22 protein-coding genes are annotated in these 21,963 nt (G+C 58.0%); 4 read left to right on the forward strand and 18 right to left on the reverse strand.

Annotation, left to right across the window (positions count from 1 at the left end; genetic code table 11):
• Positions 1 to 28 precede the first annotated feature (28 nt).
• A complete protein-coding gene (gene ggt, locus ACWKXN_RS18530; RefSeq protein WP_073001667.1) occupies positions 29 to 1,774 on the reverse strand; it encodes a gamma-glutamyltransferase in 1,746 nt (581 codons plus the stop codon).
• Between the two features lie 123 nt (positions 1,775 to 1,897).
• Here ggt and ACWKXN_RS18535 point away from each other — a divergent pair, with 123 nt between their 5' ends.
• Positions 1,898 to 2,275: a DUF2756 family protein gene (locus ACWKXN_RS18535; RefSeq protein ID WP_033144399.1), complete on the forward strand. Its 378-nt coding sequence runs from the start codon at positions 1,898 to 1,900 to the stop codon at positions 2,273 to 2,275.
• On the opposite strand, the gene ugpQ is transcribed toward ACWKXN_RS18535, so the two are convergent.
• The 10 genes from ugpQ to livK form a co-directional block, all read right to left on the reverse strand.
• Positions 2,259 to 3,005 carry a glycerophosphodiester phosphodiesterase gene (gene ugpQ / locus ACWKXN_RS18540; RefSeq protein WP_069303524.1) on the reverse strand — a complete coding sequence of 249 codons (747 nt, stop codon included), beginning with the start codon at positions 3,003 to 3,005 and terminating at the stop codon, positions 2,259 to 2,261. The two genes, ACWKXN_RS18535 and ugpQ, sit on opposite strands and share 17 nt — an antisense overlap.
• On the reverse strand, positions 3,002 to 4,072 hold the full coding sequence (locus ACWKXN_RS18545; protein WP_029742187.1) for a sn-glycerol-3-phosphate import ATP-binding protein UgpC: 1,071 nt from the start codon (positions 4,070 to 4,072) through the stop codon (positions 3,002 to 3,004). The genes ugpQ and ACWKXN_RS18545 overlap by 4 nt, the downstream gene beginning before the upstream one ends.
• 1 nt (position 4,073) lies before the next feature.
• Entirely contained in the window at positions 4,074 to 4,919 is an 846-nt protein-coding gene (gene ugpE, locus ACWKXN_RS18550; protein ID WP_033144397.1) for a sn-glycerol-3-phosphate ABC transporter permease UgpE, read from the reverse strand.
• The gene (ugpA, locus tag ACWKXN_RS18555) at positions 4,916 to 5,803 is read right to left on the reverse strand and encodes a sn-glycerol-3-phosphate ABC transporter permease UgpA (protein WP_033144396.1); all 888 of its coding nucleotides are present in this window, start codon (positions 5,801 to 5,803) and stop codon (positions 4,916 to 4,918) included. The genes ugpE and ugpA overlap by 4 nt, the downstream gene beginning before the upstream one ends.
• A gap of 120 nt (positions 5,804 to 5,923) precedes the next feature.
• Complete coding sequence (gene ugpB / locus ACWKXN_RS18560) at positions 5,924 to 7,240, reverse strand: sn-glycerol-3-phosphate ABC transporter substrate-binding protein UgpB (RefSeq protein WP_454544128.1); 1,317 nt, start codon at positions 7,238 to 7,240, stop codon at positions 5,924 to 5,926.
• 538 nt (positions 7,241 to 7,778) lie between these two features.
• Entirely contained in the window at positions 7,779 to 8,492 is a 714-nt protein-coding gene (gene livF / locus ACWKXN_RS18565; protein WP_008500102.1) for a high-affinity branched-chain amino acid ABC transporter ATP-binding protein LivF, read from the reverse strand.
• Position 8,493: 1 nt separating this feature from the next.
• On the reverse strand, positions 8,494 to 9,261 hold the full coding sequence (gene livG / locus ACWKXN_RS18570; RefSeq protein ID WP_023310024.1) for a high-affinity branched-chain amino acid ABC transporter ATP-binding protein LivG: 768 nt from the start codon (positions 9,259 to 9,261) through the stop codon (positions 8,494 to 8,496).
• Positions 9,258 to 10,535, reverse strand: a complete 1,278-nt coding sequence (gene livM, locus ACWKXN_RS18575) for a branched chain amino acid ABC transporter permease LivM (protein ID WP_023310023.1) — start codon at positions 10,533 to 10,535, stop codon at positions 9,258 to 9,260. Before livM ends, livG begins: the two co-directional genes overlap by 4 nt.
• The gene (gene livH / locus ACWKXN_RS18580; protein WP_008500099.1) at positions 10,532 to 11,458 is read right to left on the reverse strand and encodes a high-affinity branched-chain amino acid ABC transporter permease LivH; all 927 of its coding nucleotides are present in this window, start codon (positions 11,456 to 11,458) and stop codon (positions 10,532 to 10,534) included. The genes livM and livH overlap by 4 nt, the downstream gene beginning before the upstream one ends.
• A 46-nt stretch (positions 11,459 to 11,504) precedes the next feature.
• Positions 11,505 to 12,614: a high-affinity branched-chain amino acid ABC transporter substrate-binding protein LivK gene (gene livK / locus ACWKXN_RS18585; protein ID WP_047059438.1), complete on the reverse strand. Its 1,110-nt coding sequence runs from the start codon at positions 12,612 to 12,614 to the stop codon at positions 11,505 to 11,507.
• Between the two features lie 424 nt (positions 12,615 to 13,038).
• On the opposite strand from livK, the gene panM reads away from it, so the two are divergent.
• Positions 13,039 to 13,428 carry an aspartate 1-decarboxylase autocleavage activator PanM gene (gene panM, locus ACWKXN_RS18590; RefSeq protein WP_221703263.1) on the forward strand — a complete coding sequence of 130 codons (390 nt, stop codon included), beginning with the start codon at positions 13,039 to 13,041 and terminating at the stop codon, positions 13,426 to 13,428.
• Between the two features lie 109 nt (positions 13,429 to 13,537).
• On the opposite strand, the gene livJ is transcribed toward panM, so the two are convergent.
• From livJ to ftsY, 6 genes are all read right to left on the reverse strand, one after another.
• Entirely contained in the window at positions 13,538 to 14,638 is a 1,101-nt protein-coding gene (gene livJ / locus ACWKXN_RS18595) for a branched chain amino acid ABC transporter substrate-binding protein LivJ (RefSeq protein ID WP_072163886.1), read from the reverse strand.
• A gap of 197 nt (positions 14,639 to 14,835) precedes the next feature.
• On the reverse strand, positions 14,836 to 16,101 hold the full coding sequence (locus tag ACWKXN_RS18600) for a 4-aminobutyrate--2-oxoglutarate transaminase (RefSeq protein WP_029741816.1): 1,266 nt from the start codon (positions 16,099 to 16,101) through the stop codon (positions 14,836 to 14,838).
• Between the two features lie 136 nt (positions 16,102 to 16,237).
• Positions 16,238 to 17,095, reverse strand: coding sequence for an RNA polymerase sigma factor RpoH (gene rpoH, locus ACWKXN_RS18605; RefSeq protein ID WP_033144392.1), 858 nt, complete (start codon positions 17,093 to 17,095; stop codon positions 16,238 to 16,240).
• A 251-nt stretch (positions 17,096 to 17,346) separates the two neighbouring features.
• Positions 17,347 to 18,402: a permease-like cell division protein FtsX gene (gene ftsX / locus ACWKXN_RS18610; protein ID WP_032662628.1), complete on the reverse strand. Its 1,056-nt coding sequence runs from the start codon at positions 18,400 to 18,402 to the stop codon at positions 17,347 to 17,349.
• On the reverse strand, positions 18,395 to 19,060 hold the full coding sequence (gene ftsE / locus ACWKXN_RS18615) for a cell division ATP-binding protein FtsE (RefSeq protein ID WP_025758973.1): 666 nt from the start codon (positions 19,058 to 19,060) through the stop codon (positions 18,395 to 18,397). Before ftsE ends, ftsX begins: the two co-directional genes overlap by 8 nt.
• A 2-nt stretch (positions 19,061 to 19,062) precedes the next feature.
• Positions 19,063 to 20,523, reverse strand: a complete 1,461-nt coding sequence (ftsY, locus tag ACWKXN_RS18620; RefSeq protein ID WP_454544129.1) for a signal recognition particle-docking protein FtsY — start codon at positions 20,521 to 20,523, stop codon at positions 19,063 to 19,065.
• 127 nt (positions 20,524 to 20,650) lie between these two features.
• Here ftsY and rsmD point away from each other — a divergent pair, with 127 nt between their 5' ends.
• Together rsmD and ACWKXN_RS18630 are read left to right on the forward strand one after the other, a co-directional pair.
• Positions 20,651 to 21,253: a 16S rRNA (guanine(966)-N(2))-methyltransferase gene (gene rsmD / locus ACWKXN_RS18625; protein WP_023334140.1), complete on the forward strand. Its 603-nt coding sequence runs from the start codon at positions 20,651 to 20,653 to the stop codon at positions 21,251 to 21,253.
• On the forward strand, positions 21,237 to 21,518 hold the full coding sequence (locus ACWKXN_RS18630) for a DUF1145 family protein (protein WP_087823770.1): 282 nt from the start codon (positions 21,237 to 21,239) through the stop codon (positions 21,516 to 21,518). The genes rsmD and ACWKXN_RS18630 overlap by 17 nt, the downstream gene beginning before the upstream one ends.
• A 60-nt stretch (positions 21,519 to 21,578) precedes the next feature.
• Here the strand turns inward: ACWKXN_RS18630 and ACWKXN_RS18635 are convergent, their stop codons facing one another.
• A complete protein-coding gene (locus tag ACWKXN_RS18635) occupies positions 21,579 to 21,935 on the reverse strand; it encodes a DUF2500 domain-containing protein (protein ID WP_454544130.1) in 357 nt (118 codons plus the stop codon).
• Positions 21,936 to 21,963 lie beyond the last annotated feature (28 nt).

The raw sequence follows: 21,963 nt of genomic DNA on the forward strand, positions 1-21,963 counted from the left end.
GGGGAGAGGGTTAGGGTGAGGGGAATCGTTAATACCCCGCCGACAAATCATCCACCGACCGCGGATCCGACGCGCCAAACAGCGCCCCGTCCGGCCCGACCATAATGCTCTGGGTGCTGCCCATCGCCTCCTTCACCGCCACCTTCTGCCCGCGCTGTTCCAGCAGCTTGATGGTGTCCGGGCTAAAGCCCTTCTCGACGCGCAGCTCGTCCGGCAGCCACTGGTGATGGAAACGCGGAGCGTTGGTCGCTTCGGCGACGTTCATCCCAAAGTCGATGCTGTTCACCACCATCTGCAGCACGGTAGTGATAATACGGCTGCCGCCAGGGCTGCCGGTCACCAGCCAGGTTTTCCCGTCTTTCACGACAATGGTGGGCGACATAGACGACAGTGGACGTTTCTTCGGCCCTACTGCATTCGCATCGCCGCCCACCAGCCCGTAGACGTTCGGCACGCCCGGTTTGGCAGAGAAGTCATCCATCTCGTTGTTCAGCAAAATACCGCTATTGCCCGCCACAATCCCGGTGCCGAAGGTGGTGTTGAGCGTGTACGTCACCGCCACCGCGTTACCGTCTTTATCCACCACCGAGAAGTGGGTGGTCTGGTTGCTTTCATACGGCGCCAGCTTGCCGGGGCGGATCTCGCTCGACGGTTTAGCCTTGTTGATGTCGATCTGATCGGCAATGGATTTGGCATACGCCTTGTTGGTCAGCGCCTGCCACGGCACCTTCACGAAGTCCGGATCGCCGAGATATTCCGACCGGTCGGCGTAAGCGCGTTTTTCCGCTTCCGCCATCACCTGCATGGCGTCCGCGCTGCCGAAGCCGAACTTGTGCATATCGAAGTTTTCGAGAATATTGAGGATCTGCACGATGTGGATCCCACCGGAAGACGGCGGCGGCATGGAGAAGACCTCGTATCCGCGATAGGTACCGCTAATCGGCTCGCGCTCCACCGCCTTGTATTCCGCAAGATCCGCTTTGGTGATGAGCCCGCCGTTCTTTTGCATCTCTTCCGCAATCTGGTCGGCAATTGCCCCTTTGTAGAAGGCGTCCGGACCGTGCTCCGCAATCAGCTCCAGGCTTTTGGCGAGGTTCTTCTGCACCAGCCTATCGCCCTTCTTCAGGGGCTCACCGTCTTTCCAGAAGATGGCCTTGCTGTTTTCGTGATTCGGAATGACTTCGCTGCCATAGGTCTTGAGATCGTCCGCCAGCGCATCGTTTACCACAAAGCCGTCGCGCGCCAGCTTGATGGCAGGCTGCACCACCTTGTTCAGCGGCATCGTGCCGTATTTTTCCAGCGCCAGCGAGAAGCCCGCAACGGTGCCCGGCGTGCCGGTGGCGAGGTGCGAAGTCAGGGATTTTTTGCTGTCAGGGTTACCCTGATCGTCGAGGAACATATCGCGGGACGCCTGAGAAGGCGCCATTTCGCGGAAATCGATGGCGGTGGTTTTGCCGTCTTTGGTACGCAGCATCATAAAGCCGCCGCCGCCCAGGTTCCCCGCCTGCGGATGCGTCACCGCCAGCGCATAGCCGACGGCGACCGCTGCATCCACCGCGTTACCGCCCTGCCTGAGAATATCGACGCCCACTTTTGTTGCCAGCGCATCCACCGACGCCACCATGCCATGGGTTGCCCGCACGGGATGAAAAACATCTTCCTCCACGCCGTAAGAGACCGGAGGCGCCGCTGGCGGGTTGGCCGCCACGCTAAATGTACCGCCTGCCATCAGCGCGGCGATGGCGACCCAGCGCAAAAACGTTGGTTTCATCATTATTGTTCTCCAGGTGAAGGGATCCATATTCCCCGCTTAAGCCTGGTTCACAACTCCTAAAAAATCATCGTCATGGTGAAATCGGGGTAAACTTAAGAGAGACCTCAAAAGGAGGAAATGACAATGAAACGCTTATGGATCCTTACGGCGCTGATCCCGTTTGCCGCGCTCGCACAGCCACTCAACACCATGAACAACCCGAACCAGCAGGGTTACGTTATCCCGAGCCAGCAGCGTATGCAGACGGAGATGATGAGCCAGCAACAGCAGCAGAAAGGAATGCTTAATCAGCAGCTTAAAACGCAGACCCAGATGCAGCAGCAAAGCCTGCAAAATCAGATGAACGCCAACACCCAGCGCGTGCAGCAGGGGCAGGTGCGCGAGCAGCCGCTGCCGAATAAAAACGGCGGGATGTTAGGAGGAATGACGTCGTCAGGCAGCGGACAGCAGCACATGCTGCCGCCGCAGTCGAATGGCAGTATGCTTAATCCGCAGAACTAAAGTCCGGGCCGATCAGGTCGATTGCATCGGTACAGATGCTGTCCACGCCCCAGCGCAGCAGTTCGGCTGCGCGCTGGGGTTTGTTAACCGTGTAGACCAGAATATGCAGGCCCGCGTCCTTCAGCATCTTCACCCGCGCCTCATCCAGCAGCCTGTGGTTGAGATGGATAGAAACGCACGCTAAGCGTGTCGTCAGCTCGCGCCAGTCCTCGCGCCACTCGTCAAGCAGCAGCCCGCGCGGCAGTTCCGGTACGGCCGCCTGTGCGGCCTCCAGCGCATCGATTTCAAATGATGACAGCAGCGGAGCGGTCATCCCTTCCCACAGCTCGCGCGCGGCCAGGGCAATGACCTTGCCCGTCAGCGGCCCGGTGCCGGTGGTCGGTTTGATTTCGATATTGGCCATCATGCCGTGCTGGCGACAGCGGTCCGCCACGTCCGCCAGCAGCGGCAGCGGTTCACCTTTGAATTCGCCGCTGTACCAGCTTCCGGCGTCCACCTTCAGCAGATCGCGCCACGGCAGCTCGCCCGCCACGCCCCAGCCGTTGCTGGTGCGTTCGAGGTTATCGTCATGCAGCAGGAAAATTTCGCCGTCTTTCGACAGCTTGGCGTCGAACTCGATCATCGTGTGACCGTAGCGCGCGCCAACGTCAATCGCCGCCAGGGTGTTCTCCGGCGCCAGCTTACCGCCGCCCCGGTGGGCGACGACGTGGGGATAAGGCCAGTTGCTCATACTCGTTGTCCTGTTTCACCGTCAAACAGGTGCAGATGGTTTTCCGGCAGGTGCAGCCACAGCGTGCTGCCTGCTTTCGGACGCTCCTGATGCGCCAGGCGCACCACCATTTTTTGTTCGCCCCAGCGCCCGTGCGCCAGGTTATCTGCACCCAACATCTCCAGCGTGTCCATCACCAGCGGCACGCCGCCGTCCGCCTGAGAGGTTAAAACGATATGCTCGGGGCGGATACCGAGCGTCATCTTACGCCCGGCGTAGCCACGATAGTACCAGTTGATCGGCAACGCCATCCCGCTTTCCAGCTCAAAATGCGTGCCCGCGCTGCTGATACGCCCTTCCAGCAGGTTCATTGCCGGGCTGCCGATAAAGCTCGCCACAAAGCGGGTGGCCGGTTTCTCATACACCTCCACCGGAGTGCCAATCTGTTCGGCGATGCCTTTGTTCATCACCATCACGCGCTGGGCGAGGGTCATGGCTTCGACCTGATCGTGGGTCACGTACAGGGAGGTAGTTTTCAGGCGACGGTGCAGCTGCTGCAGCTCAAGGCGCATCTGCACGCGCAGCTTGGCGTCGAGGTTAGACAGCGGCTCGTCGAACAGGAATACCGCCGGATCGCGCACGATGGCGCGCCCCATCGCCACGCGCTGACGCTGGCCGCCGGAGAGCTCGCGCGGGCGGCGCTTCAGCAGGCCGTCCAGCTCGAGAATGCGCGCCGCCTCTTTCACCCGCTCGTCGATATGGCCTTTGCCCATGCCGCGGATTTTCAGCCCCCAGGCCATGTTCTCTTCCACGCTCATGTGCGGATAGAGGGCGTAGTTCTGGAACACCATCGCGATGCCTCTGTCTTTCGGCTCCATCTCGGTGACGCGCTGGCGGTCAATCCAGATATCCCCGGAGGTCACACGCTCCAGCCCCGCCACCATGCGCAGCAGGGTGGATTTGCCGCAGCCGGACGGGCCGACCATCACGATGAATTCCCCGTCCGCCACGTCGAGCGTCAGCGGCTGAATCACCTGGGTTTTGCCATCCCAGCTTTTGGTTACTGCCTGAAGTTTTAAACCTGCCATCTTATTTCTCGCTATCGACCAGGCCGCGGACAAACGCGCGCTGCATGGCTAAAACAATGACTACGGGTGGGATAAGGGTGAGCAGCATCGCCGCCATCACCTGGTTCCAGAGGGTGGTGCCTTCGCCGGTGGCGATCATGCCTTTGATGCCCGCCACGGCGGTGCCGAGGTTAACGTCCTGAATAATCAGCAGCGGCCACAGGTACTGGTTCCAGCCGTAGATAAAGGTGATCACAAACAGCGCTGCAAGGTTGGTTTTCGACAGCGGCAGCACGATGTCGCGGAAGAAGCGCATCGGCGACGCGCCGTCGATACGCGCCGCTTCAATCAGCTCGTCCGGCAGGGTCATAAAGAACTGGCGGAACAGGAAGGTGGCGGTCGCCGAGGCCATCAGCGGCAGGGTTAAGCCCGCGTAGCTGTCGAGCAGCTTCAGGTTGGCGATCACTTCTACCGTCGGGAAGATACGCACCTCCACCGGCAGCATCAGGGTGATAAAAATCATCCAGAAGAAGAGGTTACGCAGCGGAAAGCGGAACCAGACGATGGCGAAGGCCGAAAGCATCGACACCGTAATTTTGCCGACCGTAATGCCAAACGCCATGATGAAGCTGTTGAGCATCATCAGCCAGAACGGCGCGCTGTTGGCGCCCACGCCCTGGGTCCAGATGGTCTTCATGTTCTCGAACAGATGCCCGCCGGGGATCAGCGTCATCGGCGTGTCGAACACCGCTTTGGTGTCCAGCGTGGCGGCGACAAACGCCACGTACAGCGGGAAGAGGATGACGATAATCCCTAAAATCAGCATGGTATGGCTGAAAATCGTCAGCCCGCGACGGTTCTCAATCATTGGTAGCGCACCTTACTTTCGACATAGCGGAACTGCACCACCGTGAGGATGATAACGAGGAACATCAGCACGACCGACTGCGCGGCGGAGGCGGAGAGATCCAGCCCCGCAAAGCCTTCGCGGTAGATTTTGTAAATCAGCGTGGTGGTCGCCTGCACCGGGCCGCCTGCGGTCGCCGCGTCGATCACCGGGAAGGTGTCGAAGAAGGCGTACACGAGGTTAACCACCAGCAGGAAGAAACTCACCGGGGCGATCAGCGGCAGCGACAGCCTGAAGAAGCGACGAATGGGCCCTGCGCCGTCAATTGCCGCGGCTTCCACCAGCGAGCGCGGAATGGACTGCAGCGCGGCAAAGAAGAACAGGAAGTTGTAGCTGATCTGCTTCCACACCGAGGCGAACACCACCAGGAACATGGCCTGACCGCTGTTCTGGGCGTGGTTCCAGTCGTAGCCGAACTCAGCCAGGAAGTGGGTAATCAATCCGCGACCGGGGTTAAACAGGAAGATCCACAGTACGGCGGCGACGGCGGGAGCCACGGCGTAAGGCAGCAGCATCAGGGTTTGATAAATCCGGCTGCCGCGCACCACGTAGTCCACCAGCGCGGCGAAAAACAGCGAGGCAACCAGACCGCTGACGGTCACCAGCGCGCTGAACTTCATCGTCGTCCAGAAGGAGTCCAGGTAGTAGCTGTCGTGGAACAGTGCGGTAAAGTTGTCCAGGCCAACAAACTGGCTGGAAAGCCCGAACGGGTCGACGCTTTGTACCGAGTACCACAGCGCTTCGCCCGCAGGCCAGATAAAGAAGATAACGGTGATGACCAGCTGCGGCGCGACCAGAAGATAGGGCAGCCAGCGGGAACGGAACACCGGACGGGATGATGACATTGAGATTTGGTTCCTGGCGATTTCGGTTTTCTCCCTCTCCCTGTGGGAGAGGGTTGGGGTGAGGGCATCAGGCCGCATTAATCCGTAAGCCCGGAACGCTGCGCGTCACCGGGCATTTTTTTACGATTTGGTCGACTGCTCAAAGCGGCGCAGCAGCTGATTCCCGCGCTCTACCGCAGAGTCCAGCGCCTGCTGTGGCGTTTTCTTACCGGTCCACACGCTTTCCAGCTCTTCATCCACGATGGTGCGGATCTGCGGCATGTTGCCCAGACGCAGGCCCTTGGTGAACGGCAACGGCGGCTTGTTCAGCATCTGACGCGTCGCGATGTCCGCGCCCGGGTTCTTGCTGTAGAAGCCCTGCTCGCGGGTCAGGTCGTACGCGGCTTTGGTGATCGGCAGGTAGCCGGTCTTCTGGTGCCACTCGGCGGCGTTTTCAGGCTTGGCCAGGAAGTCGAGGAATTCGGCCACCCCTTTGTAGGTGCCCTTGTCTTTACCCTGCATCACCCACAGGCTCGCCCCGCCGATGATGGCGTTCTGCGGCGCGCCCTTCACGTCAGCGTCGTACGGCATCATGCCCACGCCGTAGTTGAATTTGGCGTAGTGGCGGATATCCGCCAGCGAACCGGAAGAGGCGGTGGTAATGGCGCAGTCGCCGTTGTAGAACTTCTCGGTGGATTCGTCTTTACGTCCGAAGTAGCTGAAGTCGCCCTTCTTGTTCAGATCGGCAAGCAGCGCGATATGCTTCACCTGCTCAGGCTTGTTGAACTCCAGGACCGCATCGGTGCCGTCGAAGCCGTTGTTTTTGGTCGCAACCGGCAGACCGTGCCAGGCGCTGAAGTTTTCAATCTGGATCCAGCCCTGCCAGCCGCTGGCGTAGCCGCACTTCATCCCCGCCGCTTTCAGCTTCGCGGTGTACTCCGCCAGGTCCTGCCAGGTTTTTGGCGGCTGCTCCGGGTCTAAACCGGCTTTTTTGAAGGCGTCTTTGTTGTAGTACAGCACCGGCGTGGAGCTGTTAAACGGCTGAGACAGCAGGTGGCCGGTTTTGGAATCGGTGTAGTAACCCGCTACGGTCGGCACGAACTGCGACTCATCGAAGTTGATGCCCGCTTCTTTGAACACTTCATAGACCGGCTTGATGGCTTTGGAGGCCATCATGGTGGCGGTACCCACTTCATAAACCTGCAACAGCGCAGGTGCGTTACCGGTACGGAAGGCGGCGATGCCCGCGCTCAGGCTCTGCTCGTAGTTGCCTTTGTACACCAGCACAATTTTGTAATCCGGATGGGTGTCGTTGAAACGCTGCGCCAGGGAGTCAACTTCTTTACCCAACTCCCCTTCCATGGAATGCCAGAACGGAATGGTGGTGACAGCCATTGCGTTCGTCGCAAAAGCCAGACCCAGTGCCAGACCCAAAGCTGTGTGTCGTAACGATGTCATTGTCATCTCTCTTATTGTGCCGGATGCGCGATATCACGCGTTTTATGCTCGCGAGGTAACATGACATGCTCGAATGACAGAAAAATAACTGTTTGTTTACAGATAAGTGACAGCCAGGCGTCAGGGGGATGATGGTTGTGTGAAAGGGGCTGGGGGGTGGTTTGGGTGTGGTCTGGTGCCCTCACCCCGCCCCTCTCCCACGGGGAGAGGGAGAAAACATTAAAAAAGGCAACTTGCGTTGCCTTTTTGCTTTTACCTCGTGCGGTCTGGTGTTCTCACCCCGCCCCTCACCCACAGGGAGAGGGAAAAAACATTAAAAAAGGCAACTTGCGTTGCCTTTTTGCTTTTACCTCGTGCGGTCTGGTGCCCTCACCCCGACCCTCTCCCACGGGGAGAGGGAGAAAACACTAAAAAAGGCAACTTGCGTTGCCTTTTTGCTTTTACCTCGTGCGGTCTGGTGCCCTCACCCCGCCCCTCTCCCACGGGGAGAGGGAGAAAACATTAAAAAAGGCAACTTGCGTTGCCTTTTTGCTTTTACCTATCCGCCCAGATACGCGCTCCGCACCGCCTCGTTCGCCAGCAGCGCGTCGCCGGTATCCTCCAGCACCACGCGGCCGTTCTCCAGCACGTAGCCACGATCGGCGAGCTTCAGCGCCTGGTTGGCGTTCTGCTCGACGAGGAAGATGGTCATCCCCTCTTTGCGCAGCTGCTCGATGGTGTCGAAAATCTGCTGGATGATGATCGGCGCCAGACCGAGCGACGGTTCGTCCAGCAGCAGCAGGCGCGGCTGGCTCATCAGCGCGCGGCCAATCGCCAGCATCTGCTGCTCACCGCCGGACATGGTGCCCGCACGCTGGATGCGGCGCTCCCACAGGCGCGGGAAGAGTTCATATACCCACTTGATGCGGGTCTGGTATTCATCGCGGTGAGCGAAGAACCCGCCCATCGCCAGGTTCTCTTCCACCGTCATGCGGGAGAAGACGCGGCGCCCTTCCGGAACAATCGCCACCGCCTCGCGCATGATTCTGGCGGTCTGCCAGTCGGTAATGTCTTTACCATCGAACACAATCCGCCCGCTGGTGGCGCGCGGGTCGCCGCACAGGGTGCCGAGCAGCGTGGTTTTGCCCGCGCCGTTGGCGCCAATCAGGGTCACGATTTCACCCTGATTGATATGCAGGCTGACGTCGTGCAGCGCCTGGATCTTGCCGTAGTGCGCGTTGACCTTGTCGAACGTTAACATCGCTTTTTCCATCTTATGCCTCACCAAGGTATGCGCGGATCACGTCCGGGTTGTTGCGGATCTCTTCCGGCGTGCCGTTTGCCAGCGGCGTGCCCTGGTTTACCACGTAGATACGGTCCGAAATGCCCATCACCAGCTTCATGTCGTGCTCAATCAGCAGGATGGTAGTGTCGTGACTGTCGCGCAGCTCGGCAATCAGCTCGTCCAGCTCTTTGGTCTCTTTCGGGTTGAGCCCTGCCGCCGGTTCGTCGAGCATCAGGATTTCCGGCTGCGTCACCATGCAGCGCACAATCTCCAGACGACGCTGGTCACCGTAGGCCAGATTGCTCGCCTGACGGTTGGCGTGCTGCAGCAGGCCAATTCGGTCGAGCCAGGTGGCGGCGCGGTCAAGCGCTTCATCCTGCGCGCGGCGGAAGGCCGGGGTTTTCAGCAGGCCGGAGAACAGCCCGGTTTTCAGCTGCTGATGCTGGGCCACCAGCAGGTTCTCAATCACCGTCATCTCGCGGAACAGACGCACGTGCTGGAAGGTACGCACCACGCCCATGCGGGCAATCTGCTGGCCCGGCAGCCCTTCCAGATGCTGGTCGCGCAGCATGATGGTGCCGCCCGTTGGCTTGTAGAAGCCGGTCAGACAGTTAAAGACCGTGGTTTTCCCTGCGCCGTTCGGACCAATCAGGGAGACAATCTCTTTCTTGTGCAAATCCAGATTCACGTTGTTGACCGCCAGCAGGCCGCCAAAACGCATCATCAGGCCGTTAACGGATAATAATGGCTGACTCATGCCTGCTCTCCTTTCGCTTGCCCGTTCTTCAGCTTCAGCTGTGGACGGGTCATCGGCAGCAGACCCTGCGGACGCCAGATCATCATCAGCACCATCAAACCACCCAGCATCAGCATGCTGTATTCGTTAAAGTCGCGCATCAGCTCGCGCGAGACCACCAGCAGGATGGCCGCGAGGATAACGGCGAACTGCGAACCCATCCCGCCGAGCACCACAATCGCCAGCACAAAGGCGGATTCGGCGAAGGTGAACGATTCCGGGCTAACGAAGCCCTGACGCGCGGCAAACAGCGTTCCGGCGAAACCGGCAAACGCGGCGCTGATGGTGAACGCGGTCAGCTTGATGCGGGTCGGGTTCAGGCCCAGAGAGCGGCAGGCGATCTCATCCTCGCGCAGCGCTTCCCACGCGCGGCCCAGCGGCATGCGCAGCAGACGGTTGATCACGAACAGGGTAATCACCACCAGCAGCAGCGCCACCAGATAGAGCCAGATCACGCGGTCGGACGGGTCATACTTCACGCCGAAGAAGTTGCTGAAGGTATCCCAGCCGCCTTCGCGGGCGGTACGGCTAAATTCCAGGCCGAAGAAGGTCGGTTTCGGGATCTGGCTGATGCCGTTCGGGCCGCCGGTCACTTCGGTGTTGTTGAGCAGCAGGATACGGACGATTTCGCCGAATCCTAAGGTCACAATCGCCAGGTAGTCGCCGCGCAGGCGCAGTACCGGGAAGCCAAGCAGGAAGCCTGCAGCGGCAGAGACCAGCCCTGCCAGCGGCAGGCAGGTCCAGAAGCCGAGACCGTAATAGTGGTTCAGCAGCGCGAAGGTATAGGCGCCGATGGCGTAGAAGCCGCCGTAGCCCAGCACCAGCAGGCCCGAGAGCCCCACGACCACGTTCAGACCGAGGCCGAGAATCACGTAGATCATGGTCAGCGTGGCGATATCCACGGTGCCACGCGACACCACGAACGGCCACGCCACGGCGGCCACCAGCAGCGCCACGAGGAACAGCTTCTGCTTAACCGTAGAACCGTCGATTGCCGGCAGGACGAATTTCGGCCCGGAGACGTTTTTCAGCGTCTTCTGGAACAGCGGACGCAGCAGCTGGAACAGGAACACTACGGCCGTGCCGATAAATACCCACTGCCAGCGGATGTCAGCTGCGGTATCGACAACCAGTTTGGTGCCATTCAGCTCAAGCTGGACGCCCATAAAGACGCTGGCCAGCACGAAGAACATGGCGGCAGAGAGCAGCGCCATTGCAAAATGCATCGGTTTCATACTTTCTCTACCTCCGGACGGCCCAGAATACCGGTAGGCATCACCAGCAGAACCAGAATCAGCAGGGCAAACGACACCACGTCTTTATACTCCGTGCTCAGGTACGCCGAGGAGAGCGCTTCGGCCACGCCCAGGATCAGGCCGCCGATCATCGCGCCCGGAATACTGCCGATACCGCCCAGAACCGCCGCGGTGAAGGCTTTCATCCCGGCCATAAAGCCGATGTACGGGTTGATCACGCCGTAGAACTGGCCGAGCAGGACACCCGCCACCGCCGCCATCGCGGCGCCAATCACGAAGGTCAGGGCAATCACGCGGTCGGTGTTGATGCCGAGCAGGCTCGCCATCTTCAGGTCTTCCGCGCAGGCGCGGCAGGCGCGTCCCATACGCGAGTAGCGGATGAACAGCGTCAGGGCGAGCATCGCAATAAAGGTCACGACCCAGATAACCAGCTGCATGGTGGTGATAGAGGCCGCGAAGTTTTCGCTGGCCCCCACAATCCACTGGCCGTTAAACAGGCTTGGCAGCGCCACGTCGCGCGAACCTTCGGTCAGGCTGACGTAGTTTTGCAGGAAGATCGACATCCCGATCGCGGAAATAAGCGCAATCAGGCGCTTGGAGCTGCGCACCGGCCGGTAGGCCACGCGCTCAATGCTCCAGCCGTAGGCGCTGGCAATCACGATCGCGCCGACAAACCCGGCGGCGACCAGCAGCCAGCTGCTGTCGATGCCCATCATCATCAGGGCGGCGATAATCATAAAGGAGACGTAGCTACCGATCATGTACACCTCGCCGTGGGCGAAGTTGATCATGCCGATAATGCCGTAAACCATCGTATAGCCGATGGCGATCAGCGCGTAGGTGCTTCCCAGCGTAACGCCGTTAAACATCTGCTGCAGGAAATAGAGAAACTGCTCGGACATATGCAAACCTTTTTATACCCGCCCGTCATGCCGGGCGGTGGGATAATTATTTGGCGACCGAGGATGAACCGTCGGCGTGCCACTTAAAGACACCAAACTCAAATCCCTTCAGATCGCCTTTCTCATCCCAGTTCAGCGGCCCAATCACGGTGTTCGCCCCGTGTGCTTTTAAATCTTTCACCAGATCCAGCGGTTCTTTGCTGCCGGAGCGATCCAGCGCGGTGGCCAGAGACTGTACGGCCGCGTAGGTGATCCAGACGTACGGACCACTCGGATCTTTCTTCTGCGCCTTGAGCGCATCCACGATAGCCTTGTTGGCCGGATCCTGGTCATAGCGTTTTGGCATCGTCACCAGCATGCCTTCGGCAGAATCCCCCGCGATGTTCGACAGAGAGGCGTTGCCCACACCCTCTGGCCCCATAAACTGGGTTTTCAGACCGGTGGCGCGCGCCTGACGCAGCATCTGGCCCATCTCCGGGTAGTAGCCGCCGTAGTAAACGAAGTCGATATTCTCTTTTTGCAGGCGAGCAATCAGCGCGGAGAAGTCTTTCTCACCGGCGGTAATGCCGTCGAAGAAGACGATGTTCGCGCCGCCTTTTTTCAGGCCGTCCTGCACGGAGCGCGCCAGGCCTTCGCCGTACTGCTGTTTGTCATGAATAATGGCAATGCGCTGTGGCTTAACGCTCTCGAGGATGTATTTGGCGGCGGTGGGGCCCTGCGAGGAGTCCAGACCGGCGGTACGCATGATGTGCTGATAGCCGCGCTGGGTCAGTTCCGGGTTCGTTGCGCCTGGGGTGATCATCAGAATGCCTTCGTCTTCGTAGATATCAGACGCAGGCTGCGTGGAGGATGAGCACAGGTGGCCGATCACATACTGAATACCGTCGTTGACGATTTTGTTGGCGACCGCGACGGCCTGTTTAGGATCGCAGGCGTCGTCATATTCCACGCCCACCAGCTTGTCGCCTTTGATACCGCCCTTGGCGTTGATGTCTTTGATGGCCTGGCGCGCGCCGTTGAACTCCATGTCACCCCACTGGGCAACAGGGCCGGACATCGCGCCCACTACCGCAACTTTAATGTCGTCTGCCATAGCGGCATGCGAGATCGACAGTGCGACCATCCCCGCGATTAACGTCTTCGCGTTCCTTTTCATCTCTGAATCCCCATTCGTGATGTCGTGTTTATATTTTGTTTTATTATGGTTAAAAAGCATTCTGTACTTTTAATGAACAACGCTATTTTTACCAGTGCCTTTAATGGTTTAGCGCAGTTTTTTGTCAAAAACCAGACTAAAATCTCTATTTTTCAGGCGATTAAGCAAAGATAATATTCTGAAATCAGGCAGAGATAAACAAATAAAAGTGCAGTTTGCAGCATAAAATAACGGTACAAAGCGCCGAATAAATCACTACCTTTCAGGTTAAAATTCTGCTTATTTTTCGATCCATGTGTTTTCAAACTGCCCAACGCGTTGCCAAAAAACTAATCACCTGGTTAATGAGAATAAAAAGAGGAAGCCGCTGAGTGAATAAATTGAGTACACTGCCCCTACTCAATCTGATTTGGACAAGTGGCTAATGAAACTGACTATCGTGCGTCTGGTGACCTTTAGCGACCAGGATCATATCGACCTGGGCAAGATCTGGCCGGAATATTCCCCTTCGTCGCTGCACGTTGATGAGACCCACCGCATTTATGCCGCGCGTTTTAACGAACGCCTGCTGGCAGCGGTTCGCGTAACCCTAAGCGGTACGGAAGGGGCGCTGGACTCGCTGCGCGTGCGTGACGTCACCCGTCGTCGCGGTGTGGGACAGTATTTAATTGAAGAAGTGATCCGCGAAAACCCGAGCGTGACCTCATGGTGGATGGCTGATGTGGGCGTGGAAGACCGCGGCGTGATGGCGGCGTTTATGCAGGCGTTAGGGTTTACGGCGCAGGAGAGCGGGTGGGAGAAGCGCCAGGGCTGATTTGTGCGGCTTGGTGCGTGCGGTGCGGCCTGATGCCCTCACCCCGACCCTCTCCCACGGGGAGAGGGTGCAAACACTAAAATGGCAACCTTACGGTTGCCATTTGCGTTTATTTTGCGTCTGTCGCCGTACCGTTAGCATGCCAGTCAAACACGCCGAACTCGAAGCCCTTCAGGTCGCCCTTCGCGTCCCAGGAGAGTGGTCCCATGACGGTCTCGACGGTATTCGCTTTCAGCCAGGTGGCAATCTCAGCCGGATCGGCTGACTGGTTCAGGCCCGCCTGCAGAGACTGCAGCGCCGCGTAGGTGGTCCAGACGAACGCGCCGCTTGGATCCTGTTTCTTCGCCTTGATGGCATCTACGATAGGTTTGTTCGCAGGGACCTGGTCGTAGTTCTTCGGTTTGGTTACCAGCAGGCCTTCGGCTGATTCACCCGCAATGTTAGACAGGGAAACGTTCGCCACGCCTTCCGGGCCCATAAACTGGGTTTTCAGGCCCGCAGCGCGCGCCTGGCGCAGGATCTGGCCCATTTCCGGGTGGTAGCCACCGTAGTAAACGAAATCAATATTCTCTTTCTTCAGACGCGCCACCAGGGTGGAGAAGTCTTTCTCACCGGCAGTGATCCCGTCGAAGAACACCACGTCGGCATTCGCTTTCTTGAGGTTATCCTGCACTGAACGCGCCAGACCTTCACCGTATTGCTGCTTGTCATGAACGATGGCAATGCGCTTCGGCTTCACTTTTTCAACGATGTATTTCGCCGCGGTTGGGCCCTGGTCAGAGTCCAGACCGGTGGTGCGCAGGGTCAGCTTGTAGCCGCGCGCGGTCAGCTCCGGTGCGGTCGCTGCCGGGGTGATCATCAGAATACCTTCGTCTTCGTAGATGTCAGACGCAGGCTGAGTCGAGGAAGAGCACAGGTGACCGATAACGTATTTGATCCCGTCGTTCACCACTTTGTTCGCGACCGCGACCGCTTGTTTCGGGTCACAGGCATCATCATATTTTACGATCTGCAGTTTTTCGCCCTTGATACCGCCCTTAGCATTAATGTCTGCAACCGCCTGTTCAGCGCCGGTAAATTCCTGGTCGCCGTACTGTGCTACCGGACCGGACATTGCGCCAACCACAGCCACCTTGATGTCTGCCTGTGCCATGGTGCTGAATGCCAACGCGATACATCCTGCCAGTAACGCTTTACCCTTCATGTTCATCCTGAGATTCCCCATTATTATGGTTATTACGATTGTTGTGATGTTGTTGTGCAGCGCTTTATATCAGTTATAGGTGTGCTGTCCGCGCTTTTTCAGCATACTCTGCTAAAACATACCCGATTTTTATGATTTTGGAATAGCTAATTTGAAATGAATATATGATAAGCCCGGCAGGGATTTTCGCCGGGCATATGGCTTTAACGTGTCAGCGACGCGGAGATAATGTCCAGCGCTTTACGGAACTGCGCTTCAGGGATAGTCAGCGGATACAGGAAACGAATGACGTTGCCGTAGACGCCGCAGCTCAGAAGAAGAAGCCCTTCCTGCAACGCGCGCTCCTGCACCTGTCGAGTAAATTCCGGCGAAGGCTGGCCCGTTTGCGGGTCGTTAAACTCCACCGCCACCATCGATCCCTGCGCGCGAATGTCAGCGATATACGGGCAGTGTTCCTTCGCTTTGTTCAGCACTTCCACCAGGTGATGGCCAAGATGCGCCGAGCGCGTGCAGAGATCCTCTTCATCAATCACGTCGAGCACGGCATGCGCCGCCGCAATCGCCAGCGGGTTCCCGGCGTAGGTACCGCCCAGCCCGCCCGGTGCAGGGGCGTCCATGACCTCCGCACGGCCAGAAACCGCTGAGAGCGGCATCCCGCCCGCCAGGCTTTTCGCCATGGTGATCAGATCGGGCTTCACGCAATGGTGTTCCATCGAGAACAGCTTGCCGGTACGGGCAAAGCCGCTTTGCACCTCGTCGGCAATCAGCAAAATACCGTGGGTGTCGCACAGGGCGCGCAGCGCCTGCATAAAATCAGCTGGCGCAATGTTGAAACCGCCCTCTCCCTGAACCGGTTCGAGAATAATGGCCGCGACCTGATCGGGTGCGATATCCGCCTTAAAGATGCGTTCCAGGCTTTTCAACGCTTCCGCCGTGCTGACGCCGTGCAGTTCATTCGGATACTGCGCGTGATAAACCGAACCGGGGAACGGGCCAAAGCCGAGCTTGTACGGCGCAACTTTGCCGGTCAGCGCCATGGTCATAAAGGTGCGGCCGTGGAACGCGCCGCCGAAGGTGATAAGGCCGGGACGTTTGGTGTACGCCCGGGCAATTTTGACCGCGTTTTCGACCGCCTCTGCCCCCGTGGAGAAGAACGCGGTTTTGGCCGGACCGTCAACGGGCACGCGCTGGTTGATGCGCTCGGCAAGCGCCACATAGCCTTCGTACGGCACAATCTGGTACGCCGTATGGGTAAACGCATGGAGCTGTTTTTCAATGGCGGAAATGACTTTTGGATGGCGATGGCCGGTATTCAGCACCGCGATCCCGGCGGCGAAGTCGATGTACTCGTTACCTTCCACGTCCCACACCGTGGCGTTTTCAGCTTTATCAGCATAGAAGTTACACATCACGCCGATGCCGCGCGGCGTCGCCTGTAAACGCCGGTCGTTCAGTTCGTTATTTTTCACCCTGTCCCCCTGAGAAAGTCGCCTGCTTAGCGCATCAGTAAGTGTTTGCCAGGGGGAGGGAATTCGCCAGAGCGGGCGCTAAAAAAACAAAACCCCCAGACTTTCATCCAGGGGTTCTCGGTGTACTTCGCGGAAATTACGCTTCGATAGCGGCGCGAAGTTTTTTCATGGCGTTCTTTTCAAGCTGACGGACACGTTCCGCAGAAACGCCGTAGCGGTCGGCCAGCTCCTGCAGCGTGGACTTGTTGTCTTCGTCCAGCCAGCGGGCGCGGATAATATCCTGGCTACGCTCGTCGAGGCCTTCCATCGCATGGGTCAGCTTGTTCGCGGCCTGATCTTCCCAGTTATCCTCTTCGATGCCGTCAGCAAAGTTAGAGGTTTTATCCTGCAGATACAGAACCGGCGCCATCGGCTGGCTGTCAGATGCGTCGTCGTCGGAGGACATATCAAAGGTCATGTCCTGCGCGGCCATACGGGATTCCATCTCACGCACGTCTTTGCTGGATACGCCCAGCTCGCGCGCCACCATTTCCACTTCATCCTGGTTGAACCAGCCCAGACGCTGCTTGGCTTTACGCAGGTTGAAGAACAGTTTGCGTTGCGCTTTTGTCGTGGCGACTTTCACGATACGCCAGTTGCGCAGCACGTATTCATGAATTTCTGCTTTGATCCAGTGCACAGCGAAGGAGACGAGTCGCACACCCACTTCCGGGTTAAAGCGACGCACAGCCTTCATCAGGCCGATGTTACCTTCCTGAATCAAGTCCGCCTGCGGCAGGCCATAGCCCGCATAGTTACGAGCAATGTGAACAACAAAGCGCAGGTGAGACAGGATCAGCTTTTTCGCTGCTTCCAGATCGCCCTGGTAATGCAGCTTTTCAGCAAGCTCCTTTTCTTCCTCGGCCGTTAACATCGGCCAGGTGTTCGCAGCCCGGATATAAGATTCCAGGTTACCAACAGGGGCTAAAGCTAAAGTTTGCATTTCTTTGGTCATTCATTCCTCTCAATGTTTCTTCTGGTCCTGGTCGTCCCCGTCAGGCAACAACCATGCCAAAGCGTTTGAGCAACGAGATTAGCATTCACTCTTTTATCAGACAGTGATTTTATCCACAAGTTCCAGGTGCAACGGTGAATAAATTACGCACAAATTGTGACATGGAGATGAAAACAGGGGAAGCGACAACAGGGACGCTTTCCCTGCAGAGCGAGCATCTCGGTGCAGGGAAAGATTATATCACGCTTTTATTAGTCGGGAGTAAAGTGACGTAAATGTTGAACGGTTGCCAGCCAGGCTGCCACCCACCCAATCATCGAACAAACCAGCAGCAGCAACAGGCACTCATCGAAGCCTAAGCCACTGATATCAAACTTCGTTCCGAAAACCTGCGCCACTTCAGTGACGGCGGAAGAAAGGCGCATCACCAAAATTTCTGACAATATCAGTGAAAGAAATGCACCGGAAAAACCGAGCAATGCGCCACCGTAAAGGAACGGTCGGAGGATGAAACCATCCGTCGCACCAATCAGTTTCTGCACGTTAATGGTATCGCGACGGGCAAAGATGCTCAGGCGCACGCTGTTACCGATGACGAGGAAGACCGCCGCCACCATCAGCACGCCAATCATCGCCGCGACGCGTCCGACCAGCCCGGTCAGGGCAGCAAGGCGCGCAAACCAGCTGTCGTCCATGCGCACTTCATCAATGCCCTTAATGCGCGTGATGCGATCGCGCAGGGTGTTAAGCGAATCGGTCCCCTGGAAATCCAGCTTCGGGATCACCACCGCCACGGCGGGCAGCGGGTTCTCTTCGAGCATATCCAGCGCGCCGCCAAAGCCAGACCAGTTACGGAACTCGCCCAGCGCGTCTTCACGGGAGAGATAGTTGACCTTCTCCACGCCCTGCTCGGCCTGGATTTGCCCGACCACCTGCGCGGCGGCGTTATCGTCGAGCGCTTTATCCATATAGACCGTGATCTGCGGGGACGGATAATACTGTGAGGCCGCCTGGTTGACGTTTTTATAGACCATATAGCAGACGCTTGGCAGCGTCAGGGAGATGGCAATCACCATCACCGTCAGGAACGTCGCCAGCGGTTTGCTTTTCAGGTCCTGCAGCGCGCCGTGGAACGCGTAGCGCACCTGCTCGTTAAACACGTTGGTTTTACGGGAGGCCGGTTTTGGCGCGGCCTTCTGGCGCTTCGGCGCATTACGATTGCCGTCACCACCGCCCTGCGGCTTACGGAAACGGTCAAACCGGTTTCCGAACTGCCGAATCTGGTTTATTGCATCACGCTTATTCACCGTGGCCTCCGTGCAAATGCCCGTCGCTCAGGGTCAGCATGCGGTACGAACGACGTGAAATGAGCCCGATGTCGTGCGTCGCCATCAATACGGTGACTCCTACGCGGTTAAATTCCTCAAACAGACGCAAAATCCCTTCGGACAGGGCATCGTCCAGATTACCGGTTGGTTCATCCGCCAGCAGTACGGCAGGCTTGTTCACCACCGCGCGGGCGATGCCCACGCGCTGCTGTTCACCGCCGGAGAGCTGGATCGGGAAGTTCTTCGCTTTGTCCAGCAGCCCGACCTTATCCAGCGCCGCAGAGACGCGACGGCGGATATCGTCATAGCTGGCGCCGGCAATAATCAGCGGAATGGCCACGTTATCGAAAACGGTGCGATCCATCAGCAGGTGGTGATCCTGGAAAATCATGCCGATCTGACGACGCAGGAACGGCACTTCACGGTTTTTCAGGCGGCTGATCTCATGGCCGCCGAAAAAGATTTTCCCGGCGCTTGGCCGCTCGATCCCACAGATAAGCTTGAGCAGGGTACTTTTCCCCGCGCCGGAATGGCCGGTCAGGAATGCCATCTCGCCCGGCTGCAGGTGGAATGTTACCCCCTGCAGCGCTTGTCTCCCACCGAGATAGGCCTTGCTGACGTGTTCAAAGCGAATCATTGTTAGTCCTCTCGGGCAAATAATGCCTCAATAAAGTCGTCCGCTTTAAACGGACGCAAATCCTCAATACGCTCGCCCACACCGATGTAACGGATAGGAATACCGAACTGATCGGCCACGGAGAAGATCACCCCGCCTTTCGCGGTGCCGTCCAGCTTGGTCAGCGCGATCCCCGTCAGTCCTACCGCTTCATTGAACAGCTTCGCCTGGCTGATGGCGTTCTGTCCGGTGCTGGCATCAATGGTCAGCATAATTTCATGCGGCGCGTCTTCGTCCAGCTTCTTCATGACGCGGACGATTTTCTTCAACTCTTCCATCAGGTGCGATTTGTTCTGCAAACGCCCTGCGGTATCGGCAATCAGCACGTCCACGTTGCGCGCCTTCGCCGCCTGGATGGCATCGAAGATCACGGACGCGGAGTCCGCGCCGGTATGCTGGGCAATCACCGGAATGTTGTTGCGCTGGCCCCAAACCTGCAGCTGCTCAACCGCTGCCGCGCGGAAGGTATCGCCCGCCGCCAGCATCACCGATTTGCCCTGCTGTTCGAACTGACGCGCCAGCTTGCCGATGGTGGTGGTTTTACCCACGCCGTTCACGCCAACCATCAGAATAACAAATGGCGTTTTGCCTTCAATATTAAGCGGTTCGTCAACTTTTGCGAGAATTTCACCCATCTCGTCTTTCAGCAGGCCGTACAGCGCTTCGGCGTCGCGCAGCTGTTTGCGGCTCGCCCCTTCGGTCAGATTGGCGATGATCTTACGGGTGGTTTCCACGCCGACGTCCGCAATCAGCAGCTGTTCTTCAAGCTCTTCAAAGAGATCGTCGTCGATCTTCTTGCCGCGGAACAGACTGATAAATCCGGAACCTAAGTTTTCTTTGGTTTTGAGCAGGCTGCGCTTCAGGCGCGCGAAGAAACCTTCTTTGGTCGGTTTTTCCTGCTCCTGTATGCTCTCTTCTTCCGGCTGTTCTTCAACCGGCACGACGATGACCGCTTCTTCCGCGGCTTCTGCCGCCAGCGCCTGGGCTTCCAGCTCTTCGTCGGTCAGCTCTGGCTCGAGTGCCGCTTCTTCTTCCACCGCCTCAACAATTTCAACGGTTTCCGCTTCCGCCTGCCACTCTTCGGCAGAAACCTCTTCGGCTTTCACCTCTTCCGGCAGCGGCAGCTCTTCGTGCTCGATAACGGCCTGCGGAGCTTCGGCAAGGGCCTCAATGACAACCGGCTCTGGCTTCTCGCTCTCCTGAACCTGTTCCGTGACCTCAACCACCTCTTGTGCAAAGGTTTCAATCTCTTCTTTGCTGTGCGCCGTTTCTTCCGCTTCGACAACCGCGGCGGTTTCTACAGGCGTTTCAGGCTGTGACTGCTCTTCAACGGCTTGTTGCTCTTCGGTTTTCTGTTCTGTTTCTTGCTCTTTTTCACCGAAGCCCAGCCAGGAAAAGAAGCCACGTTTTTTTTGTTTTGCCATCTGCGACTACACTCCTCGCGGCGCTATATACATGGAAGCTAAAAAAATGATGAAATAGTCTAACACTTTACTTAATTGACATCACCGCCCGCAATCGCAGGCCAATTGTTAACAGAGCTTTCCTGAGATGAAGAAACCCAACCGCGCCCCGGCCGGTCAAATTCGTATTATCGGCGGTCAGTGGCGAGGCCGGAAATTACCGGTGCCGGACAGCCCCGGTTTACGCCCTACTACCGACCGCGTGCGCGAGACGCTGTTTAACTGGCTGGCCCCGTCAATGGTAGACGCCCACTGCCTGGACTGCTTCGCCGGAAGCGGCGCGCTCGGCCTGGAAGCGCTGTCGCGCTATGCCGCCAGCGCCACGCTGCTGGAGATGGAGCGCGGCGTGGCGCAGACGCTGCAGCAAAATCTGGCGACGCTGAAGGCGAGCAACGCCAAAGTCGTGAACACCAACACGCTGAGTTTTCTTGCGCAGAAAGGCACGCCGCATAACGTGGTGTTTGTCGATCCGCCGTTCCGCAAGGGGCTGCTGGAAGAGACGTTATCCCTGCTTGAGCAAAACGGCTGGCTGGCGGATGACGCGCTAATTTACGTTGAAAGCGAAGTGGAAAACGGTCTGCCGCCGGTTCCCACTCACTGGGATCTGCACCGCGAAAAGGTCGCAGGCCAGGTCGCTTACCGTCTTTATCACCGTCAGGCACAAGGAGGCTCCGATGCCGGTACTGACTAACCTGGGACGTTTGCTGATGCTGGGCGTCTGGGCATTTTTGATTTTAAATCTTGTGCACCCGTTCCCGCGCCCGATGAATATTTTCGTTAACGTGGCGCTGATTTTCACGTCGTTTATGCACGCCCTGCAGATGGTGATGCTGAAAAACGGCCTGCCGAAAGACGGCCCGCAGATGACGGGCTGGCAGCAGCTGCGCGTGTTTATTTTCGGGGTGTTTGAACTGCTGGTGTGGATGAAAAAGTTTAAGGCGCAGGTGAAGAAGTAAGGGGCGGCCTGATGCCCTCACCCTAACCCTCTCCCACAGGGAGAGGGGACCGTTCGTGCATTATTCCGTCCTGAACCCTTCAAACCGCGTCCCTTTGTAGCTCAACGTCCCTTTCTCCCCCACCGTCAGCTGATGGTACTGCTGCGCCTCCAGGCGGAAGGTTATCTCCAGGCCGCCCGTTTCCGGCCTAAAGCTCGCTTCATAGCGCATTGCCGTGCCCGCAGGCGTCACCTGCTGCTGGCGCGAGCGGCGGTCGTTGAGAGGTTTCTCGCGTTTGTTGGTCACCACCACGCGCTTTTGCATCAGCGGTGCGGCATCGTTATCCGCCTTCTCGCGGCGCTGCTGAACGAAACGGAACGAGGCGGCAATGACGATAATCGCCACCACGATAATGAAAAAAAGCGGCATCTTGCTCATTCGACAATCCCATCAGATTTTGCGGAAT

It is taken from the genome of Enterobacter sp. UPMP2060 (genome assembly GCF_053709655.1).